Genomic DNA, 12,503 nt, shown 5'->3' with positions numbered 1-12,503 from the left:
ATTAGTTGTTATAAGGAGCCCAAATAACAACAGATATGGTATTTTTTTACTATGTGGGGCGATCATTCTTTTTTAGATATATGTTTCCAATTAAAAGACATAAAATGTCTCTACGACTAAATTGTATTTAAAAAATTAAGAATCAAACAAACAAGTAGGTAAACTATTTGTTTGAAGCTGTAATTTTACCAATATTAAGTCTGTAGTCCGGTCTTTTTGGATTAGAGATATCTATAAAAGTTTCGTTATTATTACTTTGAGAATAAACGTTAAAGAAGATACTGTTTCCGTACCAGTTCTCTAAGTCTTCATTGTTAGAATTAAATTCTGAGAAAATATTTCCTTTACATAAATTGAAATACATTTCTTCAATTTTAATTTTTTTCAAATTAGCATCGTTGATCTCAATTTTACTATCTAATACAACCGCTGGGTTAAATCCAGAGATAACACTTCTTTTAAGCTCGATAGCTGCATTACTACCTACATAAATAGCTTCTTTTACTAATCCAGATTGAATATCTGCACTAATGTTATCACTATCATTCAGCATCGTAATATTTGCTGCAGTAACCAACGTTTGTTTCTTAGTAAAATCAGTCTCTTCTTTCTTATCGTAAGAAGCAACTTCCATACAACGAGAACCTTCTTTATTACTAGTTAAATAAGAAGATCTAACTGCAAGAGAGTTATATATTTTACATTGAGTTCCTTGAGTAAATTTAAAATCGTTGTTGATAGACTTATAAGAAACAAATTTGTTAATGTTTAAATCTCCACCAATCATATCAAATGAGTCACCTCCAGAGAAGCTAGCCATAACGTTTTCTAAAATTGTTTTGCTACCAACACCAGCCAAAGTTAGTGAGTTGAAATTTCCAGAACCTTTAACTTTTTTACCAGCAAATTCGATTCTAACATATCTTAAAATACCTGAATTTGCAGTAGTATTATCACCACCATAAGTAGTTAATGAAGGATCAAGATCATAATTTACAGATGAGATGTTTCCAAATTTATTAATCGGAGCATCACCTAAAATTACAATTCCACCCCAGTCACCAGCTTTCTTAACAGCTTTGTTTGAAGTAAAAACGATTGGGTCCGTTTCTAAACCATCAGCTATAATCGAAGAACCTTTAGTAATAACAAGAGTTCCTTTAGAATCATAATCACCAATGATTAATGTTCCTGGCTCTATTGTAAGTACGGCATTGTTTGTTACATAAACATTACCTTGAAGAACGTAAATATTCTTCTTTAATAATTTTGTATTTACTGATATTTTTCCAGCCAAAATCTGATTAGCTTCACCATAATCAACTTTGTTGGGTTTAAATTCTGTCCAGTTGTTTAACCAGTTGCTATAACCCATTATACCTTTCTCTTGTTGTGCATTTACGCTGCACACAGCAAAAAGGGCAATCCAAATAATTTGTAATGATTTTTTCATGGTAGTAGGTTTTAATATTAACACTAAAGTGATATTTGAGTTAATGAAATTAAAAAAACTCATTTCGGAGTTTTCCTGATAAATCAAAGAAAACGCCGAAAACGAGTTGTATAAATATCCTGTATCTCATTATACGTTCTAATTAATGAGATTTAAGACATAAATAGATTCAAATTATTCGTTATTTTCATTGAAAAGGTGCAACGTTTTAAGTGTATTTTCATAAAACAAAATTGCTGCAACTAAATTATCTTTATCAGAGTAAGGCATCATTTTTCTCTGAAATTCTACTGTTACATCTAGGAATGAATTAGTCGACGCTACTTGAGCATCTTGGATTTTCTTGTTTTCACTATCCATCGGGATACCTAGATCAGCCATCGTAACTCCTGGTTTAGTAGCCAAAGCAATATAAGGTAAAGTTTTTACCAATACTTTGATACGCTCGATGTATAATTCTAACAATTCACCTTTTTGCATACCTTTTAATTCTTTCTGATCATGGTATTTCCTAATCAGTGCAGTTGTACTAATAATGCTTTGGGGAGCATTTTTAGCTTGAGATGATACCACCTCAGTTGACAACATTAAAAAGATGCTTAAAAAAATAATTTTCCCTTTCATAAATTCTGATTTTAAAAATTCAATTATAAAAACAAAAATATATAAATAAAGTTAACTTGCAATTTTTATTATCCTTTTTTTTAAACAAAAAGAGCCAAAATAGGACAAAAAAAGGCTATTAAACGACAAAATACGCTTCTTTGTCGATTTTTTTTGACAGTTTAAAAAAAACAGTTTTGTAGGAGATAAGGCTATTTTAGTAGACTAATTATCAACATGTTAATATTTTAATTACTAAAAAAAACCTTACCTTTTTCAATTAAGCCAAAATGATATTAACAAGAAAATGTTAATATATATTTGATAAAACACCCAATCTGGGATTTTTTGTTAATTTTTTATTTTCCTTAAAAAGAAATTAACTAAAAATACCAAAACAATGTTTAAAACTATTAAATGGATCATTCCTGTCTTTTTAGATTTTAAATTTAAGAACACTATCGAGCCAAGATTGACATCAAACTTTATTTCTGAAAATTTTTGACTAAATCATTTTCTACTATCTTTGCTTCATGCTATTTTCTGAAATTTTAGGACAAGATTACATTAAAAACCACTTAATAAAAAGTGCTTCTTCGGGTAGGATCCCTCATGCACAATTATTTATAGGTCCAGAGGGCTCCGGAACTTTACCCGCGGCTATCGCATACGCACAATATATATTGTGTGGCAATTCTGGATCAGATAATGAAAATGGGAATGCTTCCTGTAACTTAAAGTTTCAGTCTATATCCCATCCCGACTTACATTTTATATATCCAACCGTAACAACCGAAGATGTAAAAACTAAACCCAAGAGTTTAGATTTTATTCAGGATTGGCGTAATTTCATTCAGGAAACTCCTTATGGTGGATTATTTGATTGGTATAAAATTCTTGGCGTACAAAACAAACAAGGAGAAATTCGGGTAGAAGATGCTCAGGAAGTTTTAAAATCACTTTCATTAAAATCTTATGAAGGTGGTTATAAAATCATGATTATATGGATGGCAGATAAAATGAATATCGCTGCATCCAACAAGCTTTTGAAATTATTAGAAGAACCATCTGATAAAACGATGTTTATTTTAATATCAGAAAACGAAGAATCAATTATTCAGACTATACGATCACGTTGTCAAGTACTTCATTTTAATGGATTAAGCGAAAAAATAATTGCCGATGCATTAGTTGCTAAACAAAATATAGAAACCAATGCCGCATTAAAAATAGCACATCAAGCACAAGGAAATTTCAACAAAGCCTTGCATTTACTAAGAAATGATGATGATGAATATCCATTTGAACAATGGTTTGTTACTTGGGTTCGTGCCGCATTTAAAGCCAAAGGAAATGCAGCAGCTATTCAGGATTTAATAGTTTGGAGCGAGCAAATTGCAGGATTAGGAAGAGAAAGCCAGAAGAAATTTTTAGAATTTTGTATAGAGATGTTTCGTCAGGCACTTTTGCTTAATTATCAAGCACCGAGTTTGGTATATATGGAACCAAAAGTAGAGAAGTTTAAACTAGAGAATTTTGCTCCATTTGTAAATGGAAACAACATAAACGATATATTCAAAGAGCTTTCTGATGCGATGTATCATATTGAGCGTAACGGAAATGCAAAAATTATTTTAACCGATTTATCCATAAAACTAACACGTTTAATTCATAAAAAATAAAAAGATGAACAATATTGCCTCCATACTAATTTTAGTATTTTTAGCTGTTACATTTATTCAATCTGCTTACGACAAAATATTTTATTGGAAAGATAATGTAAGTTGGCTAAAGGGACATTTTTCCCAAACACAACTTAAGAACCAAGTACCACTTGCCTTATTTAATATTTTGGTTTTAGAATTAATTTCAGGAATTTTATGTATCGTTGGTTCAATACAATTATTCTTAAACAGCGGAAGAGAATTTGGATTCTACGGCGCAATTTTTTCTTGTATTACACTAATAATGTTACTTTTTGGACAACGATTGGCAAAGGATTATGATGGTGCAAGAACAATTGCAATTTATTTCATTCCTGCTGTTATTGGCGTTTATTGGTTAAACTAAGAAAAATAGTTCAATAGATTTATAAAACAAACTTCCCTGTTTTAACCATTTTTTTAAGCCAAATGTTACTTGATATAACATCTGGTGAACAACTATTTGTTTCTAACTAACTAGATGATTATCAGAATTTCTAGTCGAGAAACAAATACCTGAAATTTAAAATTTATGAATCATTTAAAATTGAGCAAACACATTTTTTATCTTTTTTTGATATTCTCATTTCAAGGAAAATCATTTGGCCAAGAAGTATTTATAGATTCTATACAAGATAAGTACGGACTAAAAAACGAAAAAGGAATTGTTATTTGTTCACCAAAATATGATGCTATTTATTCATTTGATGAAGGTTTCGCACCAATAGTACTAGATTATAAATGGGGATTTATAGACGAAAAAGGAAACGAAATAACACCCCTAAAATACACCATGGTAACCCCCTTTGAAGAAGGATTTTCATCAGTTTCCCTTGATAACAAATGGGGATTCATCGACCAAAATGGCAAAGAAATAACATCTCTAAAATACGATGATACAGGCTTTTTTAATAAAGGTCAAGCCAATGTAATCATTAACAACAAATACGGACTAATCGATAAAACCGGAAAAGAAATAACTCCCATAAAATATGATAATATTGGTTGGTTAAGTGACGGTCTTACGTTAGTACTTCTTAACAAAAAATGGGGATTTATCGACCAAACTGGCAAAGAAGTTATCCCATTAAAATATGACGGAGTAACGCCGTTTAATAAGGGTATCGCAGAAGTAAAACTAAACGGAAAAACATTTTATATTAACTCAAAAGGAGAACGTACTTCTAAAAATTGAAATCTCATTTTATGAAACATCTAAAATTAAACAAAACCATATTCTTATTATTATTAGCATTAATAACTCAAGGAAAAACTATTGCACAAGAAGCTTATTCAGATCCTGTTACAGATAAATGGGGATTAATAGATGAAGAAGGAAACTATATCCTGGCTCCAAAATATGATAAGATGTTTGCGCCAGAAGAAGGTTTCTTTATCGTCGTTAAAAATAAAAAACAGGGCTTTATTGATGGAACAGGAAAAGAAATACTAGCGCCTAAATATGATGATATATTTGCTCCAAAAGAAGGACTTTTTATTGTAGTTAAAAACAATAAATCGGGTATTGTAAACAATACAGGAAAAGAAATTTTAGCGCCTAAATATGATAGAATATTTGCTCCAGACTCGGGTTATTTCATTACAGTTCTTAATAATAAATATGGATTTATCGATTTAAACGCCAAAGAAATACTAGTTCCAACATACGACGAAGTTTTAGCTCCCGAAGAAGGCTTTTTTGCTGTAAAACAAGGTTCTAAATATGGTACCGTAAATGAAGCTGGAAAACAAATTGTAGCACCAAAATACGATCAGATTTTTGCCTATCATAATGGTTTAGCAATTGTGGTTATTAATGAAAAACAAGGTTTAATTGATACAAACGGAAAAGAAATAACTCCTATAAAATATGATAAAGTTTATGGGTCTGAAGGTGGTTTTTCATTAGTAACTTTAAACAACAAAACTGGATTTGTTGACCAAACAGGAAAAGAAGTTGTATCTCTAAAATACGATGATGCCTTTGATTTTACGAATGGTTTTGCAATAATAGTTACAAACAACAAATGGGGGTTAATGAATGCAAAAGGTAAAGAAGTAGTTCCTCCTAAATATGATAAAATATTCGCTCTGGAAGGGAATATTGCACAAGTTATTCTTAAAGAAAAAGTAGGATACATCGATGTAACAGGTAAAGAAATTATTCCTTTAAAATATGATTCAATCTTTGCTTTTGATGGCGAATATACTTCTGCAAGTATTAATAATAAATGGGGATTAATCAATAAAAAAGGACAAACTATAATTCCTTTTAAATACGATTCTATGACATGCTATTGCGGAGAAAGAACAGAAGTAGAACTTAACGGCGAAACATTTTATTTGAACATCAAAGGAGAACGAATAGATTAAAGCTTTAAATAATTTATCAAAAATCTAAGAAGACTAACATTCTAAGAAATCTAATTATTGATTACATTTGAGCCAAATAATACATTTTAATGTTTTAATTATTAAAATATTAAAAATCAACAACATAACAATTAAATGAAACCTAAACATCCTTCAGAATCTTTAACAATATTAACCGATTTAGTTTTACCAAGCGAAACAAATCCCTTAAACAATCTATTTGGTGGCGAATTATTGGCCAGAATGGATCGTGCTGCAAGTATTGCTGCCCGAAGACATTCACGCCGAATTGTAGTTACAGCTTCTGTAAATCACGTGGCTTTTAACAGAGCAATTCCCCTGGGTGCTGTTGTAACAATTGAAGCAAAAGTGTCCAGATCTTTTAAAAGTTCTATGGAGATATTTATCGACGTTTGGGTTGAAGATCGCGAATCGGGATTTCGTACAAAAGCTAACGAAGCCATTTACACATTTGTAGCAGTAGATGACACAGGAAGACCGGTAGAAGTACCACCAATTGACCCTGAAACTGACCTTGAAAAACAACGTTATGAAGCTGCATTACGTCGTAAACAACTAAGTTTACTATTGGCTGGAAAAATAAAACCAGAAGAAGCAACAGAACTTAGAGCGTTATTTTTATAAAAAAACAATCTCTTAAAGAGAAAATAAATCCCGTTGCAACTTCAAAAAAAAGAAGTATTTTTACGTCGATTACATGCCAATACAAATCAAATCAAGAAGTTAATCCTTTATTGATTTTATATAAAAGAGTTATAACAATTTAGATGAAAGAAAAAGAAAAGATGAGTTCAGAGAAAGAAGCCAAATTAAAAGCGCTACAACTTACGCTTGATAAACTTGATAAGACTTACGGAAAAGGAACCGTGATGAAAATGGGCGATAAAGCCATTGTTGAAGTAGAAACAATTTCATCAGGATCATTAGGAGTAGATTTAGCCTTAGGAGTAAACGGTTACCCAAAAGGAAGAATTATCGAAATATACGGACCAGAATCTTCTGGTAAAACGACATTAACATTACATGCTATTGCCGAAGCTCAAAAAGCGGGTGGAATTGCTGCATTTATTGATGCTGAGCATGCTTTTGATAGAAACTATGCTGAAAAATTAGGAATCGATATCGAGAACCTAATTATTTCTCAACCAGACAATGGAGAACAAGCACTAGAGATTGCAGAGAACTTAATTCGTTCTGGAGCAATTGATATTGTGGTAATTGACTCTGTTGCTGCTTTAACACCAAAAAGTGAGATTGAAGGAGAAATGGGAGATTCTAAAATGGGTCTTCATGCACGTTTAATGTCTCAGGCACTTCGTAAACTTACAGGAACAATTAGCAAAACAAATTGTACTGTATTCTTCATTAACCAATTGAGAGAGAAAATTGGTGTAATGTTCGGAAATCCAGAAACTACAACGGGTGGTAATGCATTAAAATTCTATGCTTCTGTACGTATCGATATTCGTCGTTCATCTCAAATTAAAGACGGTGATAACGTAATTGGTAACAGGACCAAAGTAAAAATCGTTAAAAACAAAGTTGCTCCACCTTTTAAAACTGCCGAATTCGACATTATGTACGGAGAAGGAGTTTCTAAAACAGGAGAAATTTTAGATTTAGCTGTTGAATTTGAAATCGTTAAAAAAGCAGGTTCATGGTTTAGCTACGGTGAAACAAAATTAGGACAAGGTCGTGACGCAGTAAAATCGCTAATTAAAGACAATCCTGAATTGGCAGAAGAGCTAGAAGTTAAGATTAAAGCACATATCAAAGAATTGGCAAGCGCCTAAAATATAAAACCCGAATATAATTCGGGTTTTTTTGTGCTTTTTACGCAACCTTTTTCTATAAATCACATCTATACAAAGAATAGTAGTTTTTAAGCCTTAAAAAGGCTCATTGTTATGAATTTTTAAAACATAAAAGATGAAGAAGAAACTGGAAACGTTATTCCAAAATCACTGGATAACAAAAAGAAAATTAAGAATTGTAATGAATTTTATTTCGAAAAAAATCATTCATCGATAAGGCAAAATTTACTTTTTAAGAATTAACGCTTGACTCTTGTTTTTGCAAAACAATATCTTCCTGAAAGATTTTGTCTTTGCGAAACACTAACAATTGCTTATAAATCAGCTGTCTTACCTGATCACGAAGGTCTTTTCTGTCTTCTGGATTCAGATTTGCTGTTTCTATAAACGAGTGAATTTTTACTCTCATTTTTCCTGGGCTTCCGCTAAAAAATGTATACGAAAATCGCTTTTTATTATCCGCATAAGTAATCGGAACAATCGGAATATGGTGCTCAACTGCTAAACGAAAAGCGCCATCTTTAAACTCGTCCAAAACAATCGATTCATCATCTGGAACTCCACCTTCAGGAAAAATACAAATGCTCAAACCTTGACTCAAACGCTTTTGAGCTCGGTTAAAAACATCCATTTTACTTTTAGACGATTTTCTATCAACTAGAATACAAGTTCTTTTGTAGAAAAATCCAAACAATGGAATCTTCGAAAGTTCTTTTTTTCCAACAAAAACGAAAGGGTTTTTAATAATAGCCAACGTTAGCATAATGTCAGTCATCGAGGTATGATTAGCCACAATCATGTAGCTTTTATTAGGATCTAAAGCTTGCTCCTTCTCTACTTTGTAGTAAAACCCCATTCCGAAAAGGATAAATTTTGCCCAAATTCTTGCCATTTTAAAGAAATAGGGATAGCCACTTTCGGTAAGAATCGATAGTACTAAAAACGGAAACATTACCAATATCGGGATGGCCATTAAAACATAAAACCAAACACGCCAAATAACCCAAAAAACAATTTTAAATCCTTTCATAGATTCAAAAGTAATAAAAGAGAAATGAATTTTGCAAAAAAGAATTTACATGCCAAGAAATTAAACGCAAAGAGCGCAAAGTTTTACGCAAAGTCCGCAAAGGATTTTACAAATTTTTTGCTTAAAAAAGTTACGAAAAGAACGCAGATAAAACGGATTTACAAAAGTAAAGACGCGGATAAAAAAAGGATTTTTTAAAAATATAGATTGAAAATCAGTTTTTTATCCGTGTTTTCGCCTTAGCGAATCAGTTTCATCCGTGTTCCTGTCGCAAAGTTTCTAGCCACAGATTATAAAGATTAAATGTATTTTGGATAACAATGACCTCTAGTATTCATTTTTTGATCGCTTTAAAATTCTAAAGATAAAAGTTATTCCCAGATGCGACAGAACCAAATTTTTAAATTATAAAAACCTAAAAGAATAAATGACAAAACGCAAGCTTTATATTACTAGGATTAAAACAAAAATATCGGAACCTCTTTACCCATACAGAATAATATTAAAAAATATTTTCAATAACTTTTAATTAAATAAGCATCTAGATATTCCTGATTTTTAAGTGACCATACCGTTCCGTCAGAAAAGATTACCTCATATGCCCTTGCTTTTATAACACGATTAGCGTCACTTGAAAATTCTTCAAATGTGACTTTTGATACCATACTTCGTTTTAATAGTTTAACACTGAGTCCGCAACTTTCACCACGGACAAAAAAATATCTCAAATTTGATGGCTCCTCAAGACTATTAACACTAAACCACTGAATTTTAACTGCTTGAACATCCTTTTTAGATATGTTTTTAAAAACAAGATGGATATCTCTAAAATTTGAATATTCGTTTTTAAGCAATTTTGCGGATAAAATTTTAACAGGTATATCCTCCCTATCGACAGTATCCATATATTTTTTTTTCAATGAATCAAGAAGTCTTAAAGGCGGGGATTTCTTCTTGATTTCTGCCATTGAAATATATTCATGTCCCTTAAAACTAAGTTCATTGTTCTTTTTTTCACAGGAAATAAAAAACATTATAAAGATACTGACAAGGATTCTCATTATTTAGTTATTTTTTTTTATAATAAAGTATTCCGTTTTTTATTAATTTTTCTTTAGTTCTGGCTAGAATATAATTTTAAAGCTCCAATATCAGAGGATTCAATTGCTTTTATACAAAGTAAAATTGATTCTCTTACAAGCCATTAAGTTTTATCGCCAAATAATTTATTGCATTAAAATAAATCATATTTCTCCTTTTGTTTAACAAAAAGTTTTCTGAAAATAATTGTGAAGTTTTGAAACTCCTTTTGAAACAGAAAAAAATTTCTTGACTATTCTGTTAGACTTTCATGTCTTTTATTAAAGTGCAATTTTAATCTATAACAGTTTTATTCTTTATAAATTAAAACAATCCGATAGAAGCACACTTTTATCATTATTAAAATGTAATGAACTAACGCACATGTTTTGTTAAACATACAAACCAAAATAGCATATATAAAAGTTTATCCTTTCAAAAAAATTATAAATATTACGCAAAATTATTGTGATACCACTTAAGAGGACTACTACTACAAATCATAATAACAACACAAAAAGACACGTACATATAAAAACTTTTTTAAATAAATCAAGAATGACACAGTTTTTTCATTTATATGAAAAGAGATTTAATTCAAAACCATAATCGTTTTAGTAAAAAAAATACCTGAAAAACGAATTTGTTTTTAGGTAGAGTTCATACCTAAAAGTGGATACAAGTACACCCGATTTTAATATTTAAAAAAATGCAAAAAAACCAAGGCAATGGTACACTTTAGGATTCAAGCTCATAACTATAGAGCTAAGCATCAAATATTGCAACACTATTCATGCCACAAAGAATTGGACACATGTACGGAAAATATCAAGAGAGGGAAAAGTCAGCTTGATGATGGAACACTTGCCAAAAGAATGCAACAGACCACCAACCACAAACTTTCGCTACTATCCTGTATTCACCAAATTATCTATCATTCTCTTTATGCGACTAAACTATAAGAAGTATCTTTAATCGTATTCTAAATATTTCAATAATAGATATTTAAAATTATTTTTGATTTTGAAGAATCAATGATTTTTTCTAATCTCTTAAAGAAATCTTCATTAATCATTGGACAACCTTGACTATTTGATATATAGTAATCCTGCTCTTGAGAAGGAACTGCAGAATAAGAATGTAAAACTATTGCTCTCTTCTCAGCATTATTATTCGTAGCATCTAAACCCGATAATTTATATGCTTTCCCGAACATTCCCTTATAAGATTTACCAATAGAATACCTTCCCAAAGAGGTAGATCGTGAATTGGGTTCGTTACTAAATTTTAAATTTCCTTTAATGTTAGTTTCAGATCCAGATCCATGTGCGACAAGCCCCTTATCTATAACCTCACCTTTAATTAAATCGTACACAAAAAATCGAAACTTACCAGATTTTATTTGCATATCAACAAAAAAGGCAATTTTTGCATTATAATGCACATTAGTCTTTATTATTTCCCTCACCTCTTCTATCTGATTCTCAATCCTTACCATTTCAGCATTTGTAGGTATGGTATCTCTTCTGTATTCATTTGCATTTGTTAATACATTTGCATTCACAACAAAACTTAGCAAAAAATGAACTAATAAATAAAATCCCTTCATAAAATATATTTTCTATCATAAAAAATAAATTTGGGTTTACGAATACTATTTAGACAATCGCAAACTAAAATTTACATTTGCAAAATTAGTCATAGTAAACAGTCTAAATAAACAAAATAAAACCATAAAATAACAAATTAAGACTTTTGCAATAACATAATAAAAAGACAAACAATACATTACATACACAACCTATTGTTTTTTGCATCAGATTAACTAACTTATAGATAGAACAACTCCCTTCTTTGTCATAAAAGTCAATACTCTCTAACTAATTTTAAGAGTATGAAAAAATTCAGAAGTAATACTTTTTTAATTTAGGATTTCTGTTGTCATCATGTGTGGCAGTTGACAATGTATTTCATGTAGCAAAAGATATTTCTATATTAACTTCAAATACTCATACTCTACTTTAATATCTATTTTCCCTACCAGCAAAAACATTTTACTTAACGTTTTGAAGGAACAAAAAGAGATGAATCCTAAAGGTCGTATCTACCACTGCACTCAAATTGACTTAATCTGTAACTCAAATAAAATTGGTGGTAATGAAAACACCGACGCAATATCAATTCATCAGAGAAAAACGCTGAGAAACTTCCCATGATTAGGATTTTTAAAATTACCCCAGTAGATCCCTGCAAAAAATAATTGGAGATCCCCCTCAATTAGAATGCTATACAAAAAAGTCTAAAGCTTCCCTAAAAAAACTTAAATGATTCAAAACTTTTGGTGTTAAAATAATTAAAGCAAAAAAAGACCCGTCATTTCTCTCCTCCGAATTTATACTTCTCCTTTCAGAGGCTATATACCATCT

At 30.6% G+C, this 12,503-nt stretch carries 11 protein-coding genes; 6 read left to right on the top strand and 5 right to left on the bottom strand.

Features of this window, described 5'->3' with window-relative positions; translation table 11 throughout:
• Positions 1–163: 163 nt before the first annotated feature.
• Positions 164–1,453 (bottom strand): hypothetical protein, encoded by a 1,290-nt coding sequence (locus B8T70_RS15080; RefSeq protein ID WP_039113823.1) that lies wholly within the window; start codon positions 1,451–1,453, stop codon positions 164–166.
• Between the two features lie 174 nt (positions 1,454–1,627).
• The gene (locus B8T70_RS15075; RefSeq protein WP_035618624.1) at positions 1,628–2,077 is read right to left on the bottom strand and encodes a hypothetical protein; all 450 of its coding nucleotides are present in this window, start codon (positions 2,075–2,077) and stop codon (positions 1,628–1,630) included.
• Positions 2,078–2,589: 512 nt separating this feature from the next.
• On the opposite strand from B8T70_RS15075, the gene B8T70_RS15070 reads away from it, so the two are divergent.
• The 6 genes from B8T70_RS15070 (at position 2,590) to recA (ending at position 7,946) form a co-directional block, all read left to right on the top strand.
• A complete protein-coding gene (locus tag B8T70_RS15070) occupies positions 2,590–3,738 on the top strand; it encodes a hypothetical protein (RefSeq protein ID WP_039113448.1) in 1,149 nt (382 codons plus the stop codon).
• Positions 3,739–3,742: 4 nt separating this feature from the next.
• Positions 3,743–4,126, top strand: a complete 384-nt coding sequence (locus tag B8T70_RS15065) for a DoxX family membrane protein (protein WP_039113447.1) — start codon at positions 3,743–3,745, stop codon at positions 4,124–4,126.
• Between the two features lie 165 nt (positions 4,127–4,291).
• The gene (locus B8T70_RS15060) at positions 4,292–4,954 is read left to right on the top strand and encodes a WG repeat-containing protein (protein WP_052259437.1); all 663 of its coding nucleotides are present in this window, start codon (positions 4,292–4,294) and stop codon (positions 4,952–4,954) included.
• A gap of 11 nt (positions 4,955–4,965) precedes the next feature.
• On the top strand, positions 4,966–6,132 hold the full coding sequence (locus tag B8T70_RS15055) for a WG repeat-containing protein (protein WP_086895362.1): 1,167 nt from the start codon (positions 4,966–4,968) through the stop codon (positions 6,130–6,132).
• A 135-nt stretch (positions 6,133–6,267) separates the two neighbouring features.
• Positions 6,268–6,777: an acyl-CoA thioesterase gene (locus B8T70_RS15050; protein WP_039118030.1), complete on the top strand. Its 510-nt coding sequence runs from the start codon at positions 6,268–6,270 to the stop codon at positions 6,775–6,777.
• 161 nt (positions 6,778–6,938) lie between these two features.
• Positions 6,939–7,946: a recombinase RecA gene (gene recA, locus B8T70_RS15045; protein WP_039113820.1), complete on the top strand. Its 1,008-nt coding sequence runs from the start codon at positions 6,939–6,941 to the stop codon at positions 7,944–7,946.
• 253 nt (positions 7,947–8,199) lie between these two features.
• Here recA and B8T70_RS15040 read toward each other — a convergent pair whose 3' ends face one another.
• The 3 genes from B8T70_RS15040 to B8T70_RS15030 form a co-directional block, all read right to left on the bottom strand.
• Positions 8,200–8,997 (bottom strand): 1-acyl-sn-glycerol-3-phosphate acyltransferase, encoded by a 798-nt coding sequence (locus tag B8T70_RS15040; protein ID WP_039113442.1) that lies wholly within the window; start codon positions 8,995–8,997, stop codon positions 8,200–8,202.
• A gap of 515 nt (positions 8,998–9,512) precedes the next feature.
• The gene (locus B8T70_RS15035) at positions 9,513–10,058 is read right to left on the bottom strand and encodes a hypothetical protein (protein WP_123912117.1); all 546 of its coding nucleotides are present in this window, start codon (positions 10,056–10,058) and stop codon (positions 9,513–9,515) included.
• A 1,010-nt stretch (positions 10,059–11,068) separates the two neighbouring features.
• Positions 11,069–11,686: a murein L,D-transpeptidase catalytic domain-containing protein gene (locus tag B8T70_RS15030; protein WP_052259521.1), complete on the bottom strand. Its 618-nt coding sequence runs from the start codon at positions 11,684–11,686 to the stop codon at positions 11,069–11,071.
• Between the last annotated feature and the right edge of the window lie 817 nt (positions 11,687–12,503).

It is taken from the genome of Flavobacterium sp. AJR (assembly GCF_002156885.1).
In the GTDB taxonomy this organism is placed as follows: Bacteria; Bacteroidota; Bacteroidia; order Flavobacteriales; family Flavobacteriaceae; genus Flavobacterium.
This window is presented reverse-complemented; position numbering and strand designations above follow the sequence as displayed.